Consider the following 23,832-nt stretch of genomic DNA (forward strand, 5'->3'; position numbering starts at 1 on the left):
CATACCCCTGAACCAGCTTGCAAGAGAAGGAAACCCTCATGAGCACGCCAACCCGCATCACCCACCTCATCGACGGCCGGCCGTGGACCGGCACCGCGGAACGCACGTCGCCCGTCTTCAACCCTGCGACGGGCGAGCAGACCGGCGTGCTCGACCTCGCCTCGGCCTCGCTCGTCGACGAGGTCGTCAAGAGCGCGGCCGGCGCCTGGGAGGGCTGGGCCGAGGCCTCGCTCGCCAAGCGGACTGCCGTCCTGTTCGCCTTCCGCGAGCTGCTCAACGACCGCAAGGAGGACATCGCCGCGCTCATCACGGCCGAGCACGGCAAGGTGCTGTCCGACGCGCTCGGTGAGGTCACTCGCGGCCTGGAGGTCGCCGAGTTCGCCTGCGGCATCCCGACGCTCATGCGTGGCGGCTTCTCCGAGAACGCCTCGACCAACGTCGACGTCTACTCGATCCGCCAGCCGCTCGGCGTCGTCGCCGTCATCTCCCCGTTCAACTTCCCGGCCATGGTGCCGATGTGGTTCATCCCCGTCGCCATCGCGTGCGGCAACGCCGTCGTGCTCAAGCCGTCGGAGAAGGACCCGTCCGCGGCTCTTGCGATCGCCGCCCTGTGGAAGGAAGCCGGCTTGCCGGACGGCGTCATGCAGGTCGTCAACGGCGACAAGGAGGCCGTCGACGCGTTGCTGACGCACCCCGACATCAAGTCGGTGTCCTTCGTCGGCTCGACCCCGATCGCGAAGTACGTCTACGAGACGGGCACCGCCCAGGGCAAGCGCGTCCAGGCGCTCGGCGGCGCGAAGAACCACATGCTCGTGCTGCCCGACGCCGACCTCGACCTCGCCGCGGACGCCGCCGTCAACGCCGGCTTCGGTTCGGCGGGGGAGCGGTGCATGGCGATCTCGGCCCTCGTCGCGGTCGAGCCGATCGCCGACGAGCTGATCGGCAAGATCAAGGACCGGATGGGCAAGCTCGTCACCGGCGACGGCACGCGGGGCTGCGACATGGGCCCGCTCGTCACGTCCCAGCACCGCGACAAGGTGACGTCCTACCTCGACGCCGGGGTGTCCGAGGGGGCGACGCTCGTCGTCGACGGGCGTCGGGACGACTACGACTCGGACGGCGAGGGCTACTTCCTCGCGCCGACGCTCTTCGACAACGTCAAGCCCGGCATGTCGCTCTACGACGACGAGATCTTCGGGCCGGTGCTGTCGGTCGTGCGGGTCCACTCCTACGACGAGGGGCTGAAGCTCATCAACAGCAACCCCTACGGCAACGGCACCGCGATCTTCACCAACGACGGCGGCGCGGCGCGCAAGTTCCAGCGCAACGTCGAGGTCGGCATGGTCGGCGTCAACGTGCCGATCCCCGTGCCTGTGTCGTACTACTCCTTCGGCGGGTGGAAGAACTCGCTCTTCGGCGACACCCACGCCCACGGCATGGAAGGCGTCCACTTCTTCACCCGGGGCAAGGTCGTCACGTCGCGCTGGCTCGACCCGAGCCACGGCGGACTCAACCTCGGCTTCCCCCAGAACGACTGACTCCCAAACCTTTCGAGAGGAACGACCAACGATGGCCGAGTCCAAGGCCCGCAACACCGACGAGCGCTACAGCAAGCTGACGATCGGCGTCTGTCCCGACCAGTGGGGCGTCTGGTTCCCCGAGGACGACAAGCAGATCCACTGGGAGACCGCCCTCGACGAGATGGCCGAGGCCGGCTTCTCGGTGATGGAGACGGGACCGTTCGGCTACTTCCCCAAGGACCCGAAGCGCCTGCAGGAGGAGATGGACCAGCGCGGCTTCAAGGTCGTTGCCGGCACCGGCTGGGGCATCCTCCACAAGCCGGAGGCGTGGGCCGACACCGAGAAGACCTTCCGCGAGATCGCCGAGACGCACGCTGCCGTCGGGGCGGAGTACATCGTGCACCTGCCCCCGATGTTCCGGGACGAGAAGACGTGGGACTACACCGACGACCGCGTGCTGTCGACCGAGGCCTGGAACGCCTACATCAGCAACGCCGACCGGCTCGGTCGCATCATGAAGGAGGACTACGGCCTCCAGATGGTGCTGCACCCGCACGGGGACAGCCACATCGAGACGCCCGAGGACATCGACCGGGTCTTCCAGGCCACTGACCCGGACTACGTCGGCTTCTGCCTCGACACGGGCCACATCGTCTACGGCGGCGGCGACCCGATGGAGCTGTGCCGCAAGTACCCCGAGCGCATCTCCTACGTCCACATCAAGGCGATGGACGAGGGCCTCGTCAAGCAGGCGCACGACGAGGACTGGCCCTTCGGCCTGGCCGTCGCCAAGGGCTGCTCGGTCGCGCCGCCGGCTGGCGCTCCCGACATGCCGGCCTTCGTCGAGGCCCTCGCCGACCTCGACAAGGAGCTCTACGTCGTGTGCGAGCAGGACATGTACCCCTGCGACCCGTCCTACCCGCTGCCCAACGCCATCCAGACCCGCGAGTACCTCGCATCCATCGGTCTCGGCCACCGCTGAGCCCCAGTGACGAAGGAGTCACAGCAATGACCGTTCGCATCGGCATGATCGGCCCCGGCGGGATGGGCCAGGCCCACATCGACCGCATCCACACCGTCATCGCGGGCGGCCGTGTCGTCGCCGTCGCCGATGTCGACGAGGTGCGCGCCAAGGAGGTCGCCGACCGGATCGGTGGGACCGCGTACGCGTCGTCGGGCGACCTCATCGCCGCCGACGAGGTCGACGCCGTGATGATCTGCAGCTACGGCCCCGCTCACGAGGTCGACGTCCTGGCCGCGATCGCGGCCGGCAAGCCGGTCTTCTGCGAGAAGCCGCTGACACCGACCGCCGAGGCGGCGCTGCGGATCATGGAGGCCGAGCAGGCGGGCGGGCGCCGCCTCGTGACAGTGGGATTCATGCGTCGCTTCGACCGCAGCTACCGGCAGATGAAGTCGCTGCTCGACTCCGGGGAGCTCGGCGAGACGCTCATGGTGCACTGCGCGCACCGCAACCCGACCGTGCCCGAGCACTACACGTGGGACATGGCGATCAACGACACCGCGATCCACGAGATCGACACGATGCGGTGGCTGCTCGGGGAGGAGTTCGTCTCGGCGCGTGTCGACAAGCCGAAGAAGACGTCTCTGCGCTTCGAGCACCTGCAGGACCCCTTGGTGCTGGTGCTCGAGACCGAGTCCGGCGTGCGCGTCGACGACGAGATCTTCGTCAACTGCCAGTTCGGCTACGACATCCGCTGCGAGGCGGTTGCCGAGAAGGGGACGGTCTCGTTGGGGGACCAGAACGCGATCGTCGTGCGCGACGGAGTCGGGGTGCGCAACTCGATCGCGCGCGACCACAACGACCGCTTCTGGGGCGCGTTCGTCACCGAGGTGCAGGAGTGGATCAGTGCCGTCGCGCGCGGGGAGCACACGGGCTCGACGTCGTGGGACGGGTATGCCGCGGCCTGCGTCTGTGACGCCGGCGTGCGTGCGCTCACCGACGACGGCGTCGTCAAGGTCGAGATGATCGCCAAGCCCGCCTTCTACGCCTGATCCGTCCGGCGGCCAAGGGCTGGCCCGTTCTGCGGGGTCAGCCCTTGGCGGCGAGGTACCAGACGGCGGATGTCAGCACGACGGCAACGAGGAGCGCGAAGAGCAGGCCGCCCGCCACGGGCAGGAACCAGCCGGGCGCGCGCCTCGACCGAACCGCGGTCACCTTGACGACCAGTGCACCGATGACGGCGCAGCCGAGGAGGCCGTGCACCACCGTCCGGGTCGGCACGGGCTCGCCGTCGGCCAACGTCCCGGACTCCAGGCCCAGCGCCCAGAGGCAGTGGTAGGCGACGACGACGATGAGCACGACCGTGACCGCGCCGGAGACCCGGTGTGCCGTTCCCAGCCAGGACGGCGGTTCGACGCCGAGCCGGCCGTAGATCCAGAGTGCCCCGACGAGCTGGACCACGGCGAGGATCCCGATCACGACGGTGAGCACGACCTTCATGTCGATGACCGTGTGGAACCCGAGGGTCGTCGTGCCGGCGAGGGTCGGGTCGTGCACCTTGCCGAACACCCCGACGAGCAGCGCGACGACCGCTCCTGCGGCAAAAGCCGTCAAGGGGACGGCCATGTTCCTCGACGGCGCACTTGCTGCCATGGGGTCAGGATGCTCCCGCACGGCGATCGAGGGAAGGGGTCAGTCCGACGTCGCCGCGTCGAGCGCGTTCCTCGCGCTGTCGGCGGCGCGGGCGAGCGCCTCGCCGACCGGTCGGGCGCGGTGCTCGTCGGAGAGGATCTCCACACCCCAGGGCCCGTTCCAGCCAGCCGTGCGCAGGGCTGTGATCATGCCCGTCAGGTCGAAGGTGCCCTCGCCGCAGTACTGGCGGCGGTGGACCGTGTCCTCGAACAGGGTCCCGACGACGTCGGCGTCGGCGTCGTTCAGCTCGACCCCGATGATCCGGTCCAGCGGCACGACTGCGAGGTCGGACACCGGCGTGTGCGCACGGGCGACGTGCCACGTGTCGATGATGACGCCGCCCGCCTCGTGACCGGCGTCGGCGACGAGCTGCAGTCCGTCGTGCAGGGTCTTGATGTTCGACCACGGGAAGAACTCGATGCCCAGGCGCGCCCCCACGCCCGCGGCCTGGTCGGCGAGCCCCGCGAACCTCGACGCCCAGACCGTCCGGTCCCACGGCCCGTCTTCGCCGTCGGGGGTCACCTTGAGGTGGCGCGGCTCGAGCACCTCGGCCGCCTCGAGGAGGAGGTGCCGGACCCGGTCCGACTCCGCACGGTGGGGCCCTTCGTCCCACCACCAGGGGATCCCCTCGAGCTCGAGGTGGACGATCCCGTTGTCGGCCAGCAGGTCACGGATCCCGCTGAGGCCGTAGGTGGTCACGGCGCCCGGAAGGTCGTCCGAGAGCAGGCCGAAGCCCCGGAAGCCGGCGTCCGAGGCGGCCTCGACGCGTTCGCGCAGGGTCAGCGGGCTGCGCAGGTCCGGGCGGTCGGAGGCGGCATCGCCCGCGCTCGTCCAACAGGTGGCCATCAGCTCGTCGGTGGGCATCGTCATCGGTGGTCGCTCCCGGAGTGGGCGTCGGAGGGTGTGGCGGTGTCGGAGTGGGACGGGCGCGGTGGCAGGCCGATCGCCTCGTAGCACTCGTCGATCAGACGCATCGTCCGGACGGCATCGGCCGCGTCCGTGCGGGCCGGCGCACCGGTGCGCACCGCCGTGGTGAGGGCCTCGAGCTGGTAGGTGTAGGAGGACCGGCGGCCGAGGTGTTCGGTGCGGCTGCCCTCGCTGGTGGTCACGATGAGCCGGTCGTCGTTGTGCGGGTTGACGAAGTCGGTGATCACCGCCTGACCGGCGGTGCCGACCAGGCGGTGGCTCATCTGGTGGCGGTCACTCGCCATGTTGCAGCCGGCGGTCCCGGTGACACCGTTCGGGAACGCCAGCTCGGCGGTCAGCCACTCGTCGACCCCAGGCTGCCCCGGTCGTTCCCCGCCCGTCGCGCTGACGAGCGCAGGCTCCCCGCCGGCGAACGGGGCCAGGATGCGCATCGAGTGCAGGCTGTAGCAGCCGAGGTCCATGAGGGCGCCCCCGCTGAGCTCCAGCGACCAGCGCGGGTCGCCGGCGTCAGGCGCGGGCATGTCCATGACGGTCTCGACGTGTCGCAGCTCGCCGAGCTCCCCGCTGGCGAGGATCGCGTGGAGGCGAGCGACCAGCGGATGCCAGAGGTAGTGGAACCCCTCGAAGAACATTCGGTCGGTGGTGCTCGCCAGGGCGGCGACGTCCTCCGCCTCGACCGCGTTGCTCGCGGATGGCTTCTCCGTGAAGACGTGCTTCCCGGCGGCGAGGGCGGCCTTGTTCCAAGGTGCGTGGAGGCTGTTGGCCAGCGGGTTGTAGACCGCCTCCACGTCGGGGTCGTTGATGACGTCGAGGTAGGACTGGTGCACCTTCTCGACGCCATGGGCCTCGGCGAACGCCGCCGCGCGGGCGGGATCCCTCGCCGCCACGGCGACCAGTCGGGTGCCGGTGACGCGCGCCGGCTTGATGACGGCCAGGTCAGTGATGCGGGCGGCCCCGAGGAGGCCGAGCCGCAGGGGCTCCGCTGCAGCGTCACCGTGGGGCATCGTCATCCGCGCCGCACCTCATCGACCCGCACCGGGCGGTGCTCCCGGAGTGACAGGGTGGCAGCCTCGGCGATGAAGGCAACGGCCAGGGCGTCGTCGACCGTGCAGGGCGATTTCCGCTGTCCGGCAACGACATCCGTGAACGCCTGCAGCTCTGCACGGAAGGCGGCCGTGAGTCGGTCCATGAAGAAGGTGGCGGGTGGCCCAGTGGGCCAGGTGGCGCCGGGCTCGAGGTTGCGCAGTGGCGTTGCATCGGTCCACCCCGCGGCGACGCTGTCACTGGTGCCGTGCAGCTCCAGCCGGACGTCGTAGCCGCGAGGGTTGTAGCGGGTGTTCGACACGACCGCGGTGGCGCCATCGTCGAACGTCAGCACCGTGGCCGCGGTGGCGACGTCACCCAGCTCTGCGAAGACGTCGTCCCCCCGGGCGCTCCCGGTGGCGTAGACCTCGACGACCTCGCGGCCCGTGACCCACCGGACGGTGTCGAAGTCATGGACGCTGCAGTCCCGGAAGATGCCTCCGGACGCCTCGAGGTAGGGACGTGGCGCGGGCGCGGGATCCAGAGTGGTGGACCGCACCGTGTGCACCCACCCGAGCTCACCGGACTCCACTGCCGAACGGGCTGCGCTGAAGGCGGGGTCGAAACGACGCGGGTAGCCGACCTGCACGGGCGTCCCGCTGGCGCTCGCATAGCGAGCGATCTCTACGGCCTCGTCGAGATCACCGGACAGAGGCTTCTCGCAGAACACGGGGACGCCCGCATCCACCCCCGCACGGATGAGTTCGGTGTGGGCCGTGGTGGCCGCCGCGATGACGATGGCGTCGACGCCGCTGCGCAGCAGAGCCTGCGGCGAGTCCGCTGGGTCGGCTCCCACCCGCTCCGCCACACTCTTCGTGGCAGCGGGGACGACGTCGGTCACCACGAGGGACTCGACGGCGGGGAGCTGGGACAGGGTATCGGCATGGAAGGAGCCGATTCGGCCGAGTCCGATCAGGCCAAGGCGCATGGTTCTCCTCGAGCGGGCGAAGGGGCGAAGGGGCGACGCCGACCCGCCGAGGCGACCGATGACGTCGTGGTCCCGGTTGATGACCCCATCGTGCAGTGGCGACGGCTGCCATGGCAGCACCTCGACCCCTCAGAAAGACCTCAGCGTCAGTGCACGCGGGTGCGGGGAGGGATGTTGTATGCCGTGACGACCTCGACGTTGGCCGCCACCGAGGTGGGTGCGCCACGCAACAGGCGGTGCGCTCGCATCAACTGGCGCACGCCGTTGCGCATGTCCGCGTGGAGGTCGTGGTGCAGGACCGCCGTGAGCACACCCGAGCGCAGCAGCTCGACGTTGTCCTCGTCGAGGTCGTGCGCGATGAACACGGTCGGTCGGCGGTCCGCCGCCGCGCACGCCTCGGCGATGGCCCGGTTGCCGCCGCCGACGGAGTAGACGGCGCGCACCTTCGGTTGCGCCGCAAGCAGATCGGACACGAGGGCGCTCATCGTGGCGTCGAGCCCGTCGCTGTCGGTGATGGTGTGCACGCGCCGTGCAGGGGAGAGACGTGCGAGGGCCGCCCCGAAGGCGGCGGCCCTCTCCCGTTCCCCGAAGAACGACGACCGGCTCAAGGTCAGCAGGACGTCACCGGGACGGTCCCCGAGCACCTGGGTCACGAGGTAGGCCGCCGTGGCGCCGGCCGCGGCGTTGTCGAGCCCGACGTAGGCCACCCTCGCGCTGTGGCGGACGTCCGTGACGAGCGTGACGACGGGGATGCGGCGTTCCGCGAGCCGCCCGATGGCAGCGGCCACCCCGGGGTCGTCCGGTGCCTTGAGGATCACCCCGTGACAGACGCGGCCTCGACGACCGAGACCGTCGAGGACCTCGACGGCGGCGTCGACGTCAGCGTTCTCGCGCAGGTGAAAGCGGGCCCGCACGGCGGCCGGACGCGCCGCCGGCAGCTCGTCCTCGAGCGCAGACCGGACGGCGGAGCTGAAGCGGGACGGCGCCTGCACCACGACGTCGAGCAGGATCGTGCGGGCGGCCAGGCGCAGCTGCGTCTGCTGCCGGTCGAGGTCGAGCACGGCCCGCTCGACGGCCTGGACCGCCCTGGGGCTCGCGCCCGGACGGCCGTGGAGCACCCGGTCGATCGTCGCCTCCGAGAGGCCCGACTGCTCGGCGATGTCGCGGACCCGGTGCGACGTGGATCGCTGTGGAGCCATGAGCCGGAGCCTAACGCCGGGCCACTGTGCCTGAGGTCTTTCTGAGGTCTTCGGCGGCCTGACCGGGGGCGGTCACGACCGCATCCTTGAGAGATCACCCCACCACCCTCGCCACCGTCCGCGCCGTCAGCCGGTGAGCACCGTTCAGCCCGAGGAGGGCACCATGACCGTCACGGCCACCAGCTCAGCGACGCACTGGATCCGTCCCGAGGATGCCCACCTGTCCGACCTGCTCGAGGTGCTCACCGAGCAGACCCACCTCGCCGACTACCCCCATGCGACCCGCGTCGAGCGGCAGGTGCTCGTCTACGACTGGGCCACGCTGCGGCATACGGCAGCAGACGACGCCTCCCGTCGCGACGTGCAGGCGGAGCTGGCCCGGGCGCTCTCGGACGGCCCCGGGATCGTCGTGCTGGCAGGCGCTTTCGACGCCGAACCCCTGGACCGCGCCACCGCGGCCTTCGAGCGGATGATCGCCGACCAACGCGCCAGCGGTGCCGCGGCCGGCGACCACTTCGCCAAGCCCGGCGCCAACGACCGCATCTGGAACGCCCTCGAGAAGCTCGCCGTCGCCGACCCCGAGGCGTTCGTCGACTACTACGCCAACGACGCCGTCGCACTCGCAGCCCAGGCCTGGCTCGGCCCCGGCTACCAGGTCACCTCGCAGCTCAACGTCGTCAACCCCGGAGGCGCCGGCCAGACGGTCCACCGCGACTACCACCTCGGCTTCCAGTCCGCCGAGACGTGCGCGGCCTACCCGGCCCACGTCCACGCCCTCTCGCAGGTGCTGACCCTGCAGGGCGCGGTGGCCCACGTCGACATGCCGGTGGAGTCCGGCCCGACGCTCTACCTGCCGCACAGCCAGAAGTACGCCCATGGCTACGTCGCCTACCAGCAGCCCGAGTTCCAGGACTACTTCGTCGCCCACCACGTCCAGCTGCCCCTGTCGGCCGGCGACGCCGTCTTCTTCAACCCGGCGCTCTTCCACGCTGCCGGCACCAACCACACGACCGACGTGCGACGCATGGCGAACCTCCTGCAGGTCAGCTCGGCCTTCGGCCGTGCCATGGAGACCGTCGACCGCGCCCGGGTCGTGCAGGCGGTCTACCCGGCCCTGCGAGCAGCCCGTGACTCGGGTATGCCGCGTCGCGAAGTCGAGAACGTCATCGCCGCCAGCGCCGAGGGCTACGCCTTCCCGACGAACCTCGACCGGGACCAGCCCGTCGACGGCATGTCTCCGCCGACGCAGGCCGCCATCGTCTCGGACGCGGTCGCCGCCGACCTGCCCACTCGCGAGCTGGTCAGCAAACTGCGACAGCAGCTCTCGGGGCGCGAGAGCCACTGACCCTCCGCGCCGACTGAGGAACCGGAGCCGCCGCGCCGCCCAGCGCCGTCGTCGGAACGACAACACCCCTCCGAGGGCTTCATTCCTCGGAGGGGTGTCGACCAACCGGTGTCGCTTACCGCGTCAGGAGCCAGGCTCCCGAGGCTGCGTCACATCCCGACTCACCGGGTCGGGGAGGCATCGGATCAGTCCGCGATCTGGAGGGCCTTGACCTCGTCGCGAGCCGCCACGATGGCGGCGTGCTGGCGGGCGACGACTGCACGGAAGCCTGCGCTGAGGTCCGCCTTCTCGGCCTTCTCGTACTCCGAGACCGCGTGGTCCTCGCCCGTGACCGCGGCACCGAGGACGCTGCTCGCGTCGTCACCGGTCAGGGCGTCCTTGAGCGAGATCCACCCGCGGTGCAGGGCCGCGGCGGCCGAGCCGCTCTCGTCGACGTCGTCGCCGTACTCGTGGCCCATGGCGACGATCTCGTTCCGGAAGCCCGCGCGCTGCTCAGCGAGGCGCTGCAGGGTGGTGGCCCACTCGGCGCGGTCGCTGTCCCGCAGCTTCTCGGCGGCGGAGGCGAAGCCTCGCTCGCCGTCCTTCAGGGTCTCCACGAGTTCCTTGGCGACGTTTGCGTCGTCCGACATGTGCGCTCCTTCGATCGGTGTGCTGGACCCACGAGTCCTACCCGCCTGAGCAGTAGACCAACCTCCCACGTCGGGTCCCACCCGGAGCCACGGGCCGGTCAGATCGGCGCTAGACGATCAAGCCGACCACCCCGGTGAAGGCGGTCCAGCCGCCGAGGACGCACGCGACGGCCAGTGCGATGGTGCCCAGGGTCGAGGGATCCGTGCGGCGGGACCGGAAGCCCACGATGACCGCGGGGGTCGCGACGGCGAGGACGGCGACAGGGACGAGTACGTGCAGCCACAGGGGCGCCGACTGCGAACCCCCGTTCGTGACCGCGTCGGACACGTAGTAGAGCAGCAGGCCGGCGGCAGCGACCCCGAACCCGAGGGCGACAGCGGTCCAACCGATCGGGGAGTGCGGCGCGAACGCCTTGACCGCGTTTCTCATGGGGGCGCCCCTTTCGATGGCCGGCGAGTCTGCTCCTCTCTCTGACATCGTTGCCGATGAGCCGCGCGCAGGGACGCGAATGAGCCGGTCAAGCGCGACGTACAGCAGTCCGGAGGCTGGCCCTCCAGAGGTGGGTTGCTAGAGGACGACGAGCAGGCCCGCCCCGACGCCCAACAGAGCGGCCATGCGCCGCAGCGAACGCGACGACGAAGAAGGCCGGGACGAGGGCGATGGAGATCCACGCCCGGGCCAACGGGCTCCGGGTCCGCGGGCCCTGCTCGTCCGCAGTGTTGCTGGACGAGCTGGTCGTATGCGTCGTGCTGGCCATGATGAGCGCCTCCTCCAGTGCAAGCGTCGCTCGCCGTGCAGGGCGTGAGAAGAGGCGAAGGTCCTTGCACTGTCGCTCTGCAGCGACCCGGGTGGGGCCGGTGACGGCGCTAGACTCACGACGTGCCGAGCCGGGTCCGCGTCGCGGGAGTCGTGGCTGCGCTCTCGGTGACGAGTGACCTGACTCGAGGCCGTCCGCCGGGAGAGGCCATGCGGGCGTGCTTGGTGGCCGGCGAGCTGGCTCGCCGTGACGGTCTCCCTCCGGTCCGTCTGGGCGAGGTCTACTACTCGACCTTGATGCGCTATGCCGGGTGCGCGGCCACCTCGCACGAGGCGGCGGCGGCCTTCGGGGGCGACGACATCGCGGTGCGTGCCCGCGGCGACCTCGTCGACACGGCCCGTCCGGCGGAGGCCGTGCGGTTCCTCGCGAGCCTCGGGACCGGGGTCGAGCGGCTTCGCGTGCTGGCCCGGATGCCGAGGGTCCCCGGCCTGGTGGCAGCGGGCGCGCGTGCCGACTGCGAGGTGGGCGCCGAGCTCACCACGCTGCTCGGCCTGCCCTCGGCGGTCACGGCATCCGTGCTGTGCGCCTTCGAGCGGTACGACGGGAAGGGCGCGCCGGTCGGTCGGTCGGGGGACGAGCTGCCGGAGCCGGCCCGTTACGCCGCTGTCGGCCACGCCGCCGTCATGTTCGACGCCGTCGGTGGGCCGGGTCTCGCCGTAGAGAACCTCACCCGGTGGTCCGGACGTGCCCTGGACCCGCGGATCACCGGCAGCTTCCTCGACGCGTCGCGCGAGCTGCTCGAGCTTGCGGATCCCGAGGACCTGTGGGCGACGGTCGTTGCCGCAGAGCCGGATCCGCACCGCTTCTTCCGGGACGACGACCACCTGGACGAGGTGCTGGCGGGGTTCGGCGATGCGGCCGACCTCAAGGCCCCGTTCTTCCAGGGCCACTCGCGTGGTGTGGCACTGCTGGCGCGGGCAGCGGCCCATGAGCTCGACGGCATCGAGCCGAGGCTGGTGTACCGCGCCGGGCTCGTCCATGACCTCGGCCGGGTGGCCGTCCCGACGGGTGTCTGGGAGCAGCCCCGGGCGCTGCGACCAGAGGAATGGGAGCTGGTGCGCCTGCATCCCTACCACTCGGGCCGGATCCTGTCGCGGTCGCCGGAGCTGGCGCCGCTCGCGCCGATCGCGAGCCGACATCACGAGCGGCTGGATGGCTCCGGCTACCCCATGGGCGTCCAGGCCGGCGAGCTCGACGCCGCCACAAGGCTGCTCGCCGCCGCGGACGTGTGGCACACGCTGGGGGAGCCACGGCCCCATCGGCCCGCACATCCACCTGCGGACGCCGCCCGGCTGATCTCGGCCCTGCCGCTGGACCGGGACGCCGTCCGCGCCGTCCTGGCTGCCGCCCACGGCCCGCGGCCGACGTTCCCGCCGCTGCCCGTCGACCTCACCGGGCGGGAGCTGGAGGTGCTGCGCCTCCTGGCCGACGGGCTCACCAAGAAGCAGATCGCCGCACAACTGTTCATCTCGCCGGCCACGGTGCACACCCACACGGTGCACGTGTACGCCAAGTGCCAGGTCACGACCCGCGCCGGTCTGGCGATGTTCGCCATGCGCCACGGCCTCGTCACGGCACCCGTCCGGGCCGGACGGGATATCGACTGAACGGTCGATGTGCCGGTCATCCGCCCCCTCCTAGCGTGGGCCGGACCAACCAAGCACCGACCTCAGGAGGACCCGATGACCACCATGACCCACTCCACCGCCGAGACGGACGTCCAGGCGGTGCGGTCCGGTTTCGAGGCTGTCGGCACCGGCGACCTCGCGGCCTTCGCGGACGGCTTCCACGCCGATGCGACCTGGAACCACCGCAACCCCGACCGGCTCGGCGGGATCAAGCAGGGCATCGACGAGATCCTCGCGTTCCTCGGAGCCTCGATGGAACTGACCGCCGGCACCCTCCGGCCGGTGCCCGAGCTGTTCATGCCCGACGGCGCCGGACACGTGGCGGTCCTCACCCGGATCACGGGGGCGCGCCCCGACGGCCGCACGTTCGACGACACCCAGGTCCTCTACTTCCAGCTCGAGGACGGCAAGGTGCGTTCGGTCGACCAGTTCGTCGGCGACCCGCCCGCAGTGACCGCGTTCTGGGCCTGAGCGGGCGCCCGGGCGCCGTCTCGTCAGCTGGTCGCTCGGCTCTGCGGTCTCGGCGCTGCCGCCTAGCCTTGTGGGATGGATCTCGGCCTGGACTTCGGCACCACGCACACCGTCGTGGCCCACGGCGACCGCGGCAACTACCCGGTCGTGTCCTTCCTCGACGAGGACGGCGACGCCCGTGACCACTTCCCCTCCGTCGTCGCAGACGACGCGGGCACGCTGGTCTACGGCTTCGCGGCGCTGGAGGCGGCCCGACGCGGTATGCCGTGCGCCCGCTCGTTCAAGCGAGTGCTCGCCGAGCCGCGGGTCACACCGGACACGCTCATGCGTCTCGGTGACCGCGAGGTGCCGCTCTTCGACGTGCTGACCGGGCTCTTCTCGGCCGTGCTCGACGCGCTCCGGACCGCGTCGAGCATCGAGAGCCGGCTGGAGGGGGCGGTCCCGCCCCGCGCCATGCTCGGGGTGCCGGCCCAGGCCAACAGTGCCCAGCGCTTCCTCACGCTGGAGGCGTGCCGACGTGCCGGTTTCGACGTGGCCGGCCTGGTCAACGAGCCGTCGGCAGCCAGCTTCGAGTTCGCGCACCGGCAGGCCCGGTCGATCACCTCCCGGCGCGACCTCGTCATCGTCTACGACCTCGGCGGCGGCACCTTCGACGCCTCGCTGCTGCGGCTGTCGGGCACCCAGCACGAGGTGCTCGACTCCTTCGGCGTCAACCGGCTCGGCGGTGACGACTTCGACCACGCCCTCGCCGAGGCCGCCCTGCAAGGAGCCGGCCGCACGAGGACCGAGCTGTCCGGGGCGTCGTGGGCGAGCCTGCTCGAGGAGTGCCGCGAGGCCAAGGAGCGCATCGGTCCGCAGTCACGCCGGGTCGCCGTCGAGGTGCCCGCGGCCGATGGCGAGGCCGGCACCGCCGTGACCGTCCCCGTCGACGACTTCTACGCCGCGGTGACTCCACTGGTCACGGCGACGACCGAGGCGATGGAACCGCTGGTGCAGTCCCTGAGCTCGCCCGACGGGGACGGTGACGAGCTCCAAGGGGTGGCCGGCATCTACATCGTCGGCGGCGCGAGCGGACTGCCGCTGGTCCCACGGCTGCTGCGGTCTCGGTTCGGCCGCCGCGTGCACCGCTCCCCGATGCCGAGCGCCTCCACCGCCATCGGCCTGGCCATCGCGGCCGACCCCGACGCGGGGTTCTCGCTGCGCGACCGGCTGTCGCGCGGCTTCGGCGTCTTCCGGGAGCGCGAGGGTGGGGCCGCGGTGTCCTTCGACCCGGTGCTGGACCGGTCGCTCCGGACCACCGACGCACTCGGCGACCCGGCATCCGCCGAGCCGGTGGTGGTGACGCGCCGCTACCGGGCCGCCCACAACATCGGCTGGTTCCGCTTCGTGGAGTACTCCTCCGTCGACGACCAGGGCGAGCCCCGCGGGGACCTCACCCCGGTGGCCCAGATCGTCTTCCCCTTCGACCCGGAGGTCCAGCGAACGGTGAGCCCGACCGGAAGCGAATCCCCCGCCGAGGCCTCGGCCCTGCGCGAGCTGCCCATCGTGCGCCTCGAGGCCGGCCCGCTGCTCGAGGAGCGCTACACCGTCGACCCGGCCGGCATCATCGAGCTGTCCCTCACCGATCTCACGACCGGCTACCGCCAGGAGCACGTGCTCCACGTCTGATCCGGATCGGACCGGGTGCGGCCCCTTGGCAGACTGGTCGTATGACGGGACCTGATCGTGACCGGGACGCCGTAGGCCGCGCGCGCCAGGGGAGGCCTCGCGACGCTCTGGGCCGGCCCTTGCCCTACGGCGCCGAGGGCGTCGAGCCGGTGTCGGAGGAACCACTGCCACCCGAAGAGACACTTGCAGCAGCGCGAGAGCTCGTGGGAGCAGGCCGGCCGTTCTCCGCGCACGAGGTGCTGGAGGCACGCTGGAAGGCGGGGCCGGTCGAGGAACGCGACCTGTGGCAGGGGCTCGCGCAGGTCTGCGTCGCGATGACACATGCCGCCCGCGGAAACCAGGTCGGAGCCGATCGACTCTTCGACCGCGCCGCGGAGCGGTTGACCGCCTTCGAGGCGACCGGCCGCTGGGCCTACGGCCTCGACGTCAACGCCGTCATCGAGCAGGCGCGGAGTCACGTCGGGAAGCTGTAGGCGCAAGCCCGGAGCGCCGTGAGGTGATGCCCGTCGTTGAACGATGCAATGATCACGTCGCCTCGCAACCACTGTCACGGAGGCCCGACGCAAAGGAGCGCGATGACTCACACCGTCACCGAGGGCCTGGCCGTCGCAGCCTGCGGACTGCTGCTGCTCGCCGCCGCGTTCCAGCTGGGGCTCAGCGCCGGGGCCCCATGGGCAGCAGCCGCCTACGGCGGCCGCGTGGCGCTTTCCGACGGCCGACTGCCGAGCAGGTACCGCGCCGCCAGCCTGGTCACGGCCGTGGTGCTGATCGCGATCGGCTGGCTGCTGCTGCTTCGCGGCGGAGTGGTCGGCTCCACGTCGCAGAGCTCGGCGCTGACCCTGGCGTGCTGGGTGTTCGCCTTGCTCTTCGCGGTGAACACCGTGGGGAACCTCGCCGGCCGGCACCCCCTGGAACGATGGGGCATGGGAGCGCTGACGGCGTGCCTCGCTGTGCTGTGCGTTCTCCTCGGTCTCGGCTGATCACCGACTCCCGGCACGCGGCGGGATGACTGTGAGGATCGCCAAGGCAGCCTGACGGCGCTGGGTCGCGCCCTGCCGGAGGGACGGGCCCGGGGAAGCCATGCCCCGCGCGTTGGCGCATGATGATGGAGACGTGCGCGGGGTGCTGCTCGATCTCGATGGTGTCGTCTACGTGGGTGACCGGCCGGTGCCGGGCGCCGCCGAAGCCATCGGCTGGCTGGAGCGTGAGGGCATTGGACACCTCTTCCTGACCAACACCACCTCGCGTCCGCGGCTGTCGGTGGTCGCCAAGCTGGCTGGTCTGGGGATCTCGGCAGGAGCGGACCAGGTCCTGACACCGGCAGTGGCTGCAGTGACCTGGCTGCGAAGCCAGGGCATCACTCGGCCCGCGGTGTTCGTCCCGGAGGCCACCGCCGCGGAGTTCGCCGAGCTGGATCCCCTGCCGGACGGGCTCGAACACGGCGCTGGTGCGGTGGTCATCGGCGACCTGGGCGAGGGCTGGAGCTACTCCGCGCTCAACCGCGCTCTTCGTCTGCTGATGAGCGACCCTGCAATCCCTCTGGTTGCCTTGGGGATGACCCGGTACTGGCGAGCCGAGGACGGCCTTCGCCTCGACGCGGGCGCCTTCGTGCGGGCGTTGGAGTATGCCGCGGGCCGGACCGCGGTCGTCGTCGGGAAGCCCGATCGGACCTTCTACGACGCCGCGGTCGAGGCCCTGCACCTTCCGGCGGACCAGGTCGTCATGATCGGCGACGACATCCACACCGACATCGAGGGTGCCCAGCTGGCGGGACTGGCAGGCGTGCTCGTGCGCACGGGCAAGTTCCACGCGTCCGATCTCCACGGCGGGGTGAGCCCCGACGCGGTGCTCGACTCCGTGGCTGACCTGCCACGACGGTGGGCCGAACTCTGACCGAAGCCGATCGCTTGGGTGGGCGAGCTGGAAAACCGCCTCAGCCCCTTCGGTCCCGATGCAGAATGCCCAGCATGATGATCCGCTGGGGTGACGAGGATGCCGATGACGTCACGGCATACGACCTTCCCCGTGGCACGTGCCCAGCGTGCGGGGGCGGCCAGGTCCGGCATCTCGTGATCGGCCTGCCCGCTGACCCGGAACCCCTGACGAGTACGCCGCCGTGGGTCGAGTGGGTGGGCTGCCTTCACCCCGGGTACGACCGCGAGTGTGACCGTTGCGGTGCCCAGTGGGAGTCGGAGGATTCAGCGTCCTGACGCTGCGCGACCGCCTTGCTCCCGGCCGAGACTGGCCGCCACGGCGAGCCGGTCGACGAGGTCGTTCATCTCGTGGCCGGAGTGACCCTTGACCCATTGGAAGGCGACGTCGCCGCGCTCCTTGACGGCCAGTACGAGCGGTTCCCACAGGTCACGGTTCGCCACCGGCTTCTTCGCCGACGTGGTCCAGCCGCGCTTGAGCCACCCGTCCCACCACGTGTCGCGGAAGCAGTTCACGACGTAGGTCGAGTCGCTCACCACGACGAGCGGGCCAGAGAGCGCGGTGACGGCCTCCAGGGCTGCGCGGATCTCCATCCGCTGGTTGGTGCTCGGTCGTTCCGAGCCCGACGCGAAGTGGTCGCGGTCGATCGCCCAGGCCCACCCACCCGGGCCCGGGTTCCCCGAGCACGCGCCGTCGGTGTAGACGAAGGTCGCACCCTCGGGAGCGACCATCGCTGGCTTCGACGCCCGGGCCTTGCCCGCGGTCCGGCCATGCGGCGAACTGGACGTGTTCGACTGTGGCATGGTCAGGCCCGGGAGCGCGAGGTCGTCCCGGCAGTCGGTGTGCACCCAGCCCGTGGCGTCGCTGCCGGCGCCGACGATCTCGTCGCCTGCTCGGATGGGTGCCTGACAGCGCGTACAGCGTCCCGGAAACTTGGCCAGCACGGTTCTCCTCAAGCTCAGTGCGCCGCGGGGACGGTCGCCTGCACGGCCCGCCCACACGATCCGCGGATCCGAGCGTAGTGACACGGCCAAGACCACCTGAACGCACCCGCACCGCGCGACGGCAGGCGTAGCGTCCGAGGATGCGCAGCTTCCCGGTGACCGACGAGATTCGCTCCTACGCCGTGGCTCATGGGACCTGGCGCCCGGACGGTGTGGTGCGTGAGCTGCAAGCGCAGACAGCCGAGCTGGGGGACCCGGCAGGGATGCAGATCGGCGACGACCAAGGCCAGCTGCTCACGATGCTCGCTCGGCTGATCGACGCGCGCCGAGCGGTCGAGGTGGGAACGTTCACCGGCTACTCGAGCCTGTGCATCGCTCGGGGCCTGGCCGAGGGAGGCTCACTGCTGTGTTGCGACGTCAGCGCCGAGTGGACGGAGATCGGTCAACGCGCATGGGCCACGGCCGGGCTGGCCGACCGGATCGAGCTGCGCATCGCACCGGCGATCGACACCCTGCGCGCCCTACCCCTGGCGGCAGACATCGACCTGGTCTTCATCGACGCGGACAAGCCCTCCTATGCCGCCTACTGGGATGAGTTGGTGCCGCGCGTCCGCCCCGGCGGTCTGTTGCTTGCGGACAACGTCCTGTGGAGTGGCCGGATCACCGACCCGGAGGCGACAGACGCCAACACCACCGCCCTGCGCGCCTTCAACGACGTGGTCGCCTCCGACGATCGCGTCGAGGCCGTGGTTCTCACCGCATTCGATGGTCTGACCATCGCCCGACGGCGGTGACGGAGGCTGCGAGAGCAAGCAATCCTGGCGATGAAGCGCATGCGTGACAACGCTGACCGGCCGTGGGTGTAGCCGCCGGCCGCAGGCTGGGTGGGCCGAGCAGCGACTTGAGCTCTGAAGCGGCGTCCGGCTGCGCCCCTTCGAGGGTCGACTGCGGCGGTTAGACGCAACTCCGTGGGGAGGCGGACCGGTGCCGGAGACCCTCAACCCTGCAAACGGCGGGCCACGATCAGTCAGCGGACGGCTGTAACCGCTCCTTCAGGCTTGAGAACGTTCGCACGGTCGGCGTGTGATCGGCGACTTGAAGCCATTGTGTCCTCCGGGCCATAGAAGTTTCCGTGGGCAACACCAGGCAGGCCCAGTACGGAGTCCACTTCGTCTCTCGACAGGTAGCCGGCGTGACCGGCCACGCGGGTGATCACGTCAACGAGAAGCTCGATCTCCTCGAGCAGCTGATCGTCGACGAGGTCGCGCCGCGGCGGCGGTGCGGGATCACCCGTCCCCTGAACGGGAGGGGTGCCTTCTGGCATGGGGTTGTCTCCTCTTCAGGCGCTCTGTATGGCCGTCCTGTCGCGCATAGGAGCGGCCCCGTCCCACTTGTGGCGAGGAGCTGCTCCCTGCGACGGAGCCGCGATCTCCGACCGACCGGACGGTCACGAACCGATCTACCGGTCACCTCGCATCGCCAAGCGCGCCTACCTGGCCTGTGACGCCATTCCTGCCCGAAGGGCAGACTTCCATGAGGTGATGTCGGGCCGCTTCCGGAGCAGCGCTCGGCGCTCCCGCTCGGTCATGCCTCCCCACACCCCAGCCTCTGTCCTGCTGTCCAAGGCCTCGGCCAGGCACTGCGCGAGGACCGGACACGTCTTGCAGACGGCCTTTGCGGCATGCTGGGCCTTGCCCCGGACGAACAACGACTCAGGGTCTTGGCCGGCACAGTTGGCCTCCCTGGCCCACTCGTCCACCCACAGATCCAACGCGACAGCACTCATGTCAACCACCCCTCCCCGGCCCGGCGCCTCCCATGACTACCGAGCCGACCCGGGCCGTCACACCGGCCCCGATCATGCGGACCCCCCACAGGCCCAAGGACAGACACTACGAGCTCAAACCCTGTCCTGATATAGCCCATTTAGACCGTTTTGCGTAAGACGTGACTAGTCACTTTCGCCGAATCCTTGCTGGTCACTCCAGCCAGCTGGAGAGAGAGCTGCAGCAGCTGCGAGCCGACGTGGAGCGGACGCGGAGCTGGGGCTCTGCCCTTCGTCGTCCTCGCCCGAATTACGGCGAAGTGTCGCGCCGTGCAGCTGGGGCGGTCGACGGGGTGCCAGCGTCGATCCGGTCGGAAGTAGGCTCCTGCGATGACTGTGGACGTGGAGACCTCTATCGAGATCGACGTTGCCCGCGATCAGGTTGCCGCCTTCGCCTCCGATCCCGAGAACGCCCCTCGCTGGTACGTGAACATCCGCTCCGTCGTCATGGAGACTCCGCCACCTGTCGCTGTCGGGTCGCGTATGGCGTTCGTTGCACATTTCATGGGCCGGCGGATCGCGTACACCTACGAGGTTCGCGAAATGGTGGTCGGCGAGCGGTTCGTGATGAGCACCGCTGAAGGCCCGTTCCCGATGGAGACGACCTACACCTGGTCCGATACAGCGACCGGTGGAACCCGAATGACCCTGCGCAACCAGGGAGAACCGACAGGCTTCGGCCAGCTCGCAGCGCCTGTGATGGCACGCGCCATGCGCCGCGCCAACCTCAAAGACCTTCGGACCCTCAGGAGCCTCCTCGAGAACGCGGCCACCTAGCCCCCATCAGTAGGAACGCAGGCAGGATGATCGGCAAGCGGCGGTAGGACGCTGCCTCGAGCCATCGCTCGCCGACCGTCGCCCCGTGCGCGGCTACGCTGTGGGCGTGAGTCGGCCCTTCTTCGACGCCTCGGAGAGGGCGGCGCTGTGCGACCTCCTCGACCAGTTGGGGCCAGACGCCGCAACTGTTCTCGCGCCGTGGACCACCCGCGACATCGCCGTGCATTTGGTCCTGCGTGAGCGCGACCCGGTGGCTGGCCCCGGGCTGGTGGTGCCGGGCCCGTGGGCGCGTCTCGCCCAGCGTCACCATGCGCGTGCGGCGACGAGGGACTACTCGCAGCTCGTCGCGTCGGTCCGGTCCGGGCCCACCGGAGTGTTCCGGCTCAGCTGGCTCAGACACGTGCCGAATCTCAATGAGCTGTTCGTCCACCACGAGGACGTCCGCCGTGCGAACGGCGGCGCCCCTCGGGACCTCGACCCGGCTATGAGCCGGGCGCTCTGGGGGAATGTTCGCAGCGGAAGCTGGCTCCTGGCTCGCCGACTGCGCGGTTGTGGACTTGAACTGCACAACGCCTTGACCGGAGAGACAGTCCGCGCCCGGCGCGGCCCGGACATGGTCCGACTCGCCGGAGAACCAGGCGAACTCTTGCTGTATCTCTTCGGGCGTCAAGATGTTGCTGACGTCCAGATCGAGGGCCCACCGCGAGCCGTCGAAGAGGTGAGGTCCACCCGGTTCGGTCTCTGAAGAATCATCGACGCGCGGCTATGAGGATGACCGACTGGCGGCGGAGAGACGCACGCTGCTGGGGGCCGTCGCTCGAAACGGCCAAGCTCTGGGAGATGAGACGTTGAGCGTCACCTGCTCAGCGCCTCGTGGTTGCGGGATAGCTCGTTGTCGATCGTTGACAGGGTTTGCTGCGCCGTCGGCCGGTCCGTGCCGCGACGCTGAAGGAGAGCCAGCACGGCAATCGTCACGCGTTCGGGAGTGCCGGCCGTGTCCATGACCTGGCGGTACTCGTCGGCGATCTGTGCGTGGTTCAGCTGTTGTGCTTCGCCTTTGCCTGCTGAGGCCATCTGGTTGCGGTGGCCGGCGATGAGGTCGAGTGACCATCCGAGCACCTGCGCCAAGGTGATGCCCAAGGCGTAGCAGTCTTTGCTCTGCCATCCTGTGCCGACCGTCATCCAGTTGCCGGGCAGGTAGTGACGGGTGCCGAAGCCGGACGCTGTCTTGTCCTGGTCCTCGCAGGCCCCTTCGAAGTCGAGCGCCCACCCGGTGTCGGGGTCGGCCAGGATGATGTTGCCGGGCTTGCAGTCTCGCCAGGCCAGGCCCGAGCGGTGGATGTCGGTGACGAGGCCGGCGACGGTGCGGCAGATCTGCAGCCGTTCGTGCAGCGACGGGGGCGGCTCGTGCAGGATCCGCTGTTGCAGGTCGACGCCGTCCACCTCCTGCATCGCGAGGTAGAAGTGGTCGGACAACTCGACGGTGCCATAGGGCTGCGGCACCGGCACGCCAAGGGCGTGTAGGCGCTGCAGGGCCTCCGCCTCCCGCTGCATCCGGTGGAACCCGTCGACTCCGTGCCAGTCCGTCTCGCCGTGACGCCGTCCTTCCTTCAGGATGCAGGGGCGTCCTTGGACCTGGCTCACGTCCATCGCGCGGTACGTGCCGCCCTTGCCCCGCTGGCGCAGCGCTGCGTAGCCGAGATACGGGTGCGTGGTCTTAGCGTCCTCGCTGCCACGGGCCGGGTTCGGGAACGGATTGTCGACCCAGTCCGGGGTGGCGTGGTCGAGGTCCCTGAGATCAGGGACCAGCCGCCCGTCCGGAGTGCGTAGCTGCCGGTCGGACCCCTCTGTTTCGTCGGGCTCGGGCCGGAAGACGCCGTACCGGTAGGAGACTCGACTTCCGGGGCGGAGCGCAGGTTCGCTCGGGACCGCCGGCCCTGGCAGACCGTCGGTCGCTGCGTCGAGCTCAAAGGCGAGTGCGACGGGGTCACAGACGGGGTAGGCCGTGATGAACTTGCCGACCTGGGTGTACGCAGCGAAGAGGCCGCAGTTCAGCTCGGCTAGGTCGGCCAGCGTTCGGGGGGCCTTGAAGTGGACGCCCCAGCGTTCCAGGATCGGAGCGACGCGAGTCAGGGTCTCGGTGGCCGTGAGCACGGTCGCGGACACGTGCAGTTTCCAACCCTGCCGCGGCAAGGAAGTCTGGGTGAGGTTGGTGCACCAGATCCCATGCGAGTCAACGGGAAGGGTGTGGGACCGTACCCGGCCCCACACCGCTTCGAGCAGCTCGCGCTCCACGAGGCCGTCGACCGCATCGACACCGGTGAAGGCGCGCATCACATCACCAGTCGGTCGTGGTCGTGGTCGTCGTCGTCGACAGGCACTCGATGCTCGTCACGGTCGTCACCGTGGTCGAGGTGGTGCCGTTCATCTGCTCGGGCCCCACGGCGGGGTCGCTGAGCTGGGCGAGCTGGGCAGGACTGCTGAGCAACGTGATTCCAGTCATGGTGTGTCTCCCTTCACGTCGGGCGGCCCCTGCGGCAACCCGTCAGCCAGTGAGAGATCGCGACGGCGAGACTGATACCCAGCAGGACGAGGATGCGGGGTGATCAGGGCCCAACTTGAGTAGCCATGCTCAGGCACGCAAGGTGCGAGAGGCGGAGGCGCAACCGAGCCGCCGACAAGCCGGGTGCCGCTGGTGTGCCCCGGTGCGGTTTATCGCCGCCGTGAGAACACCAGCAACGATCAGCCCAAGCGGCGGCGCCCGGAACGCGGCGGAAGGACGCGGATATCGTTGCGGATTTGCTGTTCGGGCCGCTCAGCCTAGGCGTGTTGGTCCGCGGCCGAGTCTGGTTGTACCGACCAGTCTGCGGGTTCGTCGTCGGTGTCGGTGTCGGCGATCGCCTTGGTCTGGTGGACCTTGCCTGGTGTGTGGTGTTGCGGCGCGTAGACGGTGTAGACCTGCATCGGCTCGTCGCCGACGTTGGTCACGTTGTGCCAGCTGCCGGCCGGAACGATGACGCACCAGCCGTCGGTGACCTCTTGGTCGAAGGTCAGTTCGTCCTTGCTGGGTCCCATCTGCGCCCGGCCGCGGCCGCGGTCGAGTCGGATGAACTGGTCGGTGTCGGGGTGCTTCTCCAGTCCGATGTCGCCGTTCACTGGGATCGACATGAGCGTGACCTGCAGGTACTTGCCGCTCCAGGCCACGGTGCGGTAGTTCGCGTTGTCGAGCGTCTCGCCCTCGAGGTCGAAGGCCTGAGGATTGGGGCCGATGTCGGTGATGCTCATGGTTTCGACCCTAGCCTCGCTCGGACGTGACCGGACTGCTTCCTTGATCAAGGCAGTCCCGACGCGCTGAAGGCCGTGTTCGTGAAACGAGAACTCCCTTCTCATGAGGTGGTTTCATCCTCCAGGACGGCAAGCGGGCCGGAGGACCTGCCGCTTCGCGGCGGAGTGGAATACGCCCAATCGTTCGGTCGCCCGGGGGC

26 protein-coding genes are annotated in these 23,832 nt (G+C 69.9%); 13 read left to right on the forward strand and 13 right to left on the reverse strand.

The features are described 5' to 3' along the window. Positions 1 to 38 precede the first annotated feature (38 nt). From AB4030_RS08315 to AB4030_RS08325, 3 genes are read left to right on the forward strand one after another with little or no spacing between them, the layout of a single operon-like run. On the forward strand, positions 39 to 1,538 hold the full coding sequence (locus tag AB4030_RS08315; protein ID WP_442278740.1) for a CoA-acylating methylmalonate-semialdehyde dehydrogenase: 1,500 nt from the start codon (positions 39 to 41) through the stop codon (positions 1,536 to 1,538). Between the two features lie 31 nt (positions 1,539 to 1,569). Then, the gene (locus AB4030_RS08320; protein WP_442278741.1) at positions 1,570 to 2,502 is read left to right on the forward strand and encodes a TIM barrel protein; all 933 of its coding nucleotides are present in this window, start codon (positions 1,570 to 1,572) and stop codon (positions 2,500 to 2,502) included. Between the two features lie 26 nt (positions 2,503 to 2,528). Further along, positions 2,529 to 3,533, forward strand: coding sequence for a Gfo/Idh/MocA family protein (locus AB4030_RS08325; protein ID WP_442278742.1), 1,005 nt, complete (start codon positions 2,529 to 2,531; stop codon positions 3,531 to 3,533). Positions 3,534 to 3,570: 37 nt separating this feature from the next. Here AB4030_RS08325 and AB4030_RS08330 read toward each other — a convergent pair whose 3' ends face one another. The 5 genes from AB4030_RS08330 to AB4030_RS08350 all read right to left on the reverse strand — a co-directional run bounded on the left by AB4030_RS08330 (position 3,571) and on the right by AB4030_RS08350 (position 8,310). After that, a complete protein-coding gene (locus AB4030_RS08330; RefSeq protein ID WP_442278743.1) occupies positions 3,571 to 4,134 on the reverse strand; it encodes a DUF6529 family protein in 564 nt (187 codons plus the stop codon). A gap of 39 nt (positions 4,135 to 4,173) precedes the next feature. Further along, positions 4,174 to 5,043: a sugar phosphate isomerase/epimerase family protein gene (locus AB4030_RS08335; RefSeq protein ID WP_442278744.1), complete on the reverse strand. Its 870-nt coding sequence runs from the start codon at positions 5,041 to 5,043 to the stop codon at positions 4,174 to 4,176. After that, positions 5,040 to 6,110: a Gfo/Idh/MocA family protein gene (locus tag AB4030_RS08340; RefSeq protein ID WP_442278745.1), complete on the reverse strand. Its 1,071-nt coding sequence runs from the start codon at positions 6,108 to 6,110 to the stop codon at positions 5,040 to 5,042. Before AB4030_RS08340 ends, AB4030_RS08335 begins: the two co-directional genes overlap by 4 nt. After that, the gene (locus tag AB4030_RS08345; RefSeq protein ID WP_442278746.1) at positions 6,107 to 7,111 is read right to left on the reverse strand and encodes a Gfo/Idh/MocA family protein; all 1,005 of its coding nucleotides are present in this window, start codon (positions 7,109 to 7,111) and stop codon (positions 6,107 to 6,109) included. Before AB4030_RS08345 ends, AB4030_RS08340 begins: the two co-directional genes overlap by 4 nt. A 146-nt stretch (positions 7,112 to 7,257) precedes the next feature. Further along, positions 7,258 to 8,310 (reverse strand): LacI family DNA-binding transcriptional regulator, encoded by a 1,053-nt coding sequence (locus tag AB4030_RS08350; RefSeq protein WP_442278747.1) that lies wholly within the window; start codon positions 8,308 to 8,310, stop codon positions 7,258 to 7,260. 163 nt (positions 8,311 to 8,473) lie between these two features. On the opposite strand from AB4030_RS08350, the gene AB4030_RS08355 reads away from it, so the two are divergent. Beyond that, positions 8,474 to 9,655, forward strand: coding sequence for a phytanoyl-CoA dioxygenase family protein (locus AB4030_RS08355; protein ID WP_442278748.1), 1,182 nt, complete (start codon positions 8,474 to 8,476; stop codon positions 9,653 to 9,655). 185 nt (positions 9,656 to 9,840) lie between these two features. Here the strand turns inward: AB4030_RS08355 and AB4030_RS08360 are convergent, their stop codons facing one another. Both AB4030_RS08360 and AB4030_RS08365 read right to left on the reverse strand, forming a co-directional pair. Next, complete coding sequence (locus tag AB4030_RS08360; RefSeq protein ID WP_442278749.1) at positions 9,841 to 10,284, reverse strand: PA2169 family four-helix-bundle protein; 444 nt, start codon at positions 10,282 to 10,284, stop codon at positions 9,841 to 9,843. Between the two features lie 109 nt (positions 10,285 to 10,393). Continuing rightward, positions 10,394 to 10,714 carry a hypothetical protein gene (locus AB4030_RS08365; protein ID WP_442278750.1) on the reverse strand — a complete coding sequence of 107 codons (321 nt, stop codon included), beginning with the start codon at positions 10,712 to 10,714 and terminating at the stop codon, positions 10,394 to 10,396. Positions 10,715 to 11,164: 450 nt separating this feature from the next. Here AB4030_RS08365 and AB4030_RS08370 point away from each other — a divergent pair, with 450 nt between their 5' ends. The 6 genes from AB4030_RS08370 (at position 11,165) to AB4030_RS08395 (ending at position 16,762) form a co-directional block, all read left to right on the forward strand. Next, positions 11,165 to 12,709, forward strand: coding sequence for an HD domain-containing phosphohydrolase (locus tag AB4030_RS08370; RefSeq protein ID WP_442278751.1), 1,545 nt, complete (start codon positions 11,165 to 11,167; stop codon positions 12,707 to 12,709). A gap of 75 nt (positions 12,710 to 12,784) precedes the next feature. Beyond that, positions 12,785 to 13,201 (forward strand): nuclear transport factor 2 family protein, encoded by a 417-nt coding sequence (locus AB4030_RS08375; RefSeq protein WP_442278752.1) that lies wholly within the window; start codon positions 12,785 to 12,787, stop codon positions 13,199 to 13,201. 75 nt (positions 13,202 to 13,276) lie between these two features. Continuing rightward, positions 13,277 to 14,869, forward strand: a complete 1,593-nt coding sequence (locus AB4030_RS08380; protein ID WP_442278753.1) for an Hsp70 family protein — start codon at positions 13,277 to 13,279, stop codon at positions 14,867 to 14,869. Positions 14,870 to 14,910: 41 nt separating this feature from the next. Further along, the gene (locus tag AB4030_RS08385) at positions 14,911 to 15,342 is read left to right on the forward strand and encodes a DUF309 domain-containing protein (RefSeq protein ID WP_442278754.1); all 432 of its coding nucleotides are present in this window, start codon (positions 14,911 to 14,913) and stop codon (positions 15,340 to 15,342) included. Between the two features lie 102 nt (positions 15,343 to 15,444). Further along, positions 15,445 to 15,849: a hypothetical protein gene (locus AB4030_RS08390; RefSeq protein ID WP_442278755.1), complete on the forward strand. Its 405-nt coding sequence runs from the start codon at positions 15,445 to 15,447 to the stop codon at positions 15,847 to 15,849. A gap of 133 nt (positions 15,850 to 15,982) precedes the next feature. Continuing rightward, entirely contained in the window at positions 15,983 to 16,762 is a 780-nt protein-coding gene (locus tag AB4030_RS08395; RefSeq protein WP_442278756.1) for a TIGR01458 family HAD-type hydrolase, read from the forward strand. A gap of 305 nt (positions 16,763 to 17,067) precedes the next feature. Here AB4030_RS08395 and AB4030_RS08400 read toward each other — a convergent pair whose 3' ends face one another. Continuing rightward, entirely contained in the window at positions 17,068 to 17,532 is a 465-nt protein-coding gene (locus AB4030_RS08400; protein ID WP_442278757.1) for a ribonuclease H family protein, read from the reverse strand. A 353-nt stretch (positions 17,533 to 17,885) separates the two neighbouring features. On the opposite strand from AB4030_RS08400, the gene AB4030_RS08405 reads away from it, so the two are divergent. Continuing rightward, positions 17,886 to 18,539, forward strand: a complete 654-nt coding sequence (locus AB4030_RS08405; protein ID WP_442278758.1) for an O-methyltransferase — start codon at positions 17,886 to 17,888, stop codon at positions 18,537 to 18,539. A gap of 233 nt (positions 18,540 to 18,772) precedes the next feature. On the opposite strand, the gene AB4030_RS08410 is transcribed toward AB4030_RS08405, so the two are convergent. Beyond that, entirely contained in the window at positions 18,773 to 19,069 is a 297-nt protein-coding gene (locus tag AB4030_RS08410) for a hypothetical protein (RefSeq protein WP_442278759.1), read from the reverse strand. Between the two features lie 165 nt (positions 19,070 to 19,234). Further along, positions 19,235 to 19,531: a WhiB family transcriptional regulator gene (locus AB4030_RS08415; protein WP_442278760.1), complete on the reverse strand. Its 297-nt coding sequence runs from the start codon at positions 19,529 to 19,531 to the stop codon at positions 19,235 to 19,237. Between the two features lie 369 nt (positions 19,532 to 19,900). Between AB4030_RS08415 and AB4030_RS08420 the strand changes: the two genes are divergently transcribed. Then, on the forward strand, positions 19,901 to 20,347 hold the full coding sequence (locus AB4030_RS08420) for an SRPBCC family protein (protein ID WP_442278761.1): 447 nt from the start codon (positions 19,901 to 19,903) through the stop codon (positions 20,345 to 20,347). 106 nt (positions 20,348 to 20,453) lie between these two features. After that, positions 20,454 to 21,092, forward strand: coding sequence for a TIGR03085 family metal-binding protein (locus tag AB4030_RS08425; RefSeq protein ID WP_442278762.1), 639 nt, complete (start codon positions 20,454 to 20,456; stop codon positions 21,090 to 21,092). A gap of 110 nt (positions 21,093 to 21,202) precedes the next feature. Here AB4030_RS08425 and AB4030_RS08430 read toward each other — a convergent pair whose 3' ends face one another. The 3 genes from AB4030_RS08430 to AB4030_RS08440 form a co-directional block, all read right to left on the reverse strand. Continuing rightward, positions 21,203 to 22,681: a protein kinase domain-containing protein gene (locus AB4030_RS08430; protein ID WP_442278763.1), complete on the reverse strand. Its 1,479-nt coding sequence runs from the start codon at positions 22,679 to 22,681 to the stop codon at positions 21,203 to 21,205. Positions 22,682 to 22,685: 4 nt separating this feature from the next. Further along, positions 22,686 to 22,850 (reverse strand): hypothetical protein, encoded by a 165-nt coding sequence (locus AB4030_RS08435; protein WP_442278764.1) that lies wholly within the window; start codon positions 22,848 to 22,850, stop codon positions 22,686 to 22,688. Positions 22,851 to 23,167: 317 nt separating this feature from the next. After that, positions 23,168 to 23,632 (reverse strand): cupin domain-containing protein, encoded by a 465-nt coding sequence (locus tag AB4030_RS08440; protein WP_442278765.1) that lies wholly within the window; start codon positions 23,630 to 23,632, stop codon positions 23,168 to 23,170. Positions 23,633 to 23,832 lie beyond the last annotated feature (200 nt).

It is taken from the genome of Terrabacter sp. 2YAF2 (genome assembly GCF_052114705.1).
Classification (GTDB): Bacteria; Actinomycetota; Actinomycetes; order Actinomycetales; family Dermatophilaceae; genus Terrabacter.

Excerpts from the sequence above, each read along its gene's own strand:
- AB4030_RS08315 (WP_442278740.1), top strand. The coding sequence starts at position 39 with ATGAGCACGCCAACCCGCATCACCCACCTCATCGACGGCCGGCCGTGG.
- AB4030_RS08320 (WP_442278741.1), top strand. The coding sequence starts at position 1,570 with ATGGCCGAGTCCAAGGCCCGCAACACCGACGAGCGCTACAGCAAGCTG.
- AB4030_RS08325 (WP_442278742.1), top strand. The coding sequence starts at position 2,529 with ATGACCGTTCGCATCGGCATGATCGGCCCCGGCGGGATGGGCCAGGCC.
- AB4030_RS08330 (WP_442278743.1), bottom strand. The coding sequence starts at position 4,134 with ATGGCAGCAAGTGCGCCGTCGAGGAACATGGCCGTCCCCTTGACGGCT.
- AB4030_RS08335 (WP_442278744.1), bottom strand. The coding sequence starts at position 5,043 with ATGACGATGCCCACCGACGAGCTGATGGCCACCTGTTGGACGAGCGCG.
- AB4030_RS08340 (WP_442278745.1), bottom strand. The coding sequence starts at position 6,110 with ATGACGATGCCCCACGGTGACGCTGCAGCGGAGCCCCTGCGGCTCGGC.
- AB4030_RS08345 (WP_442278746.1), bottom strand. The coding sequence starts at position 7,111 with ATGCGCCTTGGCCTGATCGGACTCGGCCGAATCGGCTCCTTCCATGCC.
- AB4030_RS08350 (WP_442278747.1), bottom strand. The coding sequence starts at position 8,310 with ATGGCTCCACAGCGATCCACGTCGCACCGGGTCCGCGACATCGCCGAG.
- AB4030_RS08355 (WP_442278748.1), top strand. The coding sequence starts at position 8,474 with ATGACCGTCACGGCCACCAGCTCAGCGACGCACTGGATCCGTCCCGAG.
- AB4030_RS08360 (WP_442278749.1), bottom strand. The coding sequence starts at position 10,284 with ATGTCGGACGACGCAAACGTCGCCAAGGAACTCGTGGAGACCCTGAAG.
- AB4030_RS08365 (WP_442278750.1), bottom strand. The coding sequence starts at position 10,714 with ATGAGAAACGCGGTCAAGGCGTTCGCGCCGCACTCCCCGATCGGTTGG.
- AB4030_RS08375 (WP_442278752.1), top strand. The coding sequence starts at position 12,785 with ATGACCACCATGACCCACTCCACCGCCGAGACGGACGTCCAGGCGGTG.
- AB4030_RS08380 (WP_442278753.1), top strand. The coding sequence starts at position 13,277 with ATGGATCTCGGCCTGGACTTCGGCACCACGCACACCGTCGTGGCCCAC.
- AB4030_RS08385 (WP_442278754.1), top strand. The coding sequence starts at position 14,911 with ATGACGGGACCTGATCGTGACCGGGACGCCGTAGGCCGCGCGCGCCAG.
- AB4030_RS08390 (WP_442278755.1), top strand. The coding sequence starts at position 15,445 with ATGACTCACACCGTCACCGAGGGCCTGGCCGTCGCAGCCTGCGGACTG.
- AB4030_RS08400 (WP_442278757.1), bottom strand. The coding sequence starts at position 17,532 with ATGGTCGCTCCCGAGGGTGCGACCTTCGTCTACACCGACGGCGCGTGC.
- AB4030_RS08405 (WP_442278758.1), top strand. The coding sequence starts at position 17,886 with ATGCGCAGCTTCCCGGTGACCGACGAGATTCGCTCCTACGCCGTGGCT.
- AB4030_RS08410 (WP_442278759.1), bottom strand. The coding sequence starts at position 19,069 with ATGCCAGAAGGCACCCCTCCCGTTCAGGGGACGGGTGATCCCGCACCG.
- AB4030_RS08415 (WP_442278760.1), bottom strand. The coding sequence starts at position 19,531 with ATGAGTGCTGTCGCGTTGGATCTGTGGGTGGACGAGTGGGCCAGGGAG.
- AB4030_RS08420 (WP_442278761.1), top strand. The coding sequence starts at position 19,901 with ATGACTGTGGACGTGGAGACCTCTATCGAGATCGACGTTGCCCGCGAT.
- AB4030_RS08430 (WP_442278763.1), bottom strand. The coding sequence starts at position 22,681 with ATGCGCGCCTTCACCGGTGTCGATGCGGTCGACGGCCTCGTGGAGCGC.
- AB4030_RS08435 (WP_442278764.1), bottom strand. The coding sequence starts at position 22,850 with ATGACTGGAATCACGTTGCTCAGCAGTCCTGCCCAGCTCGCCCAGCTC.
- AB4030_RS08440 (WP_442278765.1), bottom strand. The coding sequence starts at position 23,632 with ATGAGCATCACCGACATCGGCCCCAATCCTCAGGCCTTCGACCTCGAG.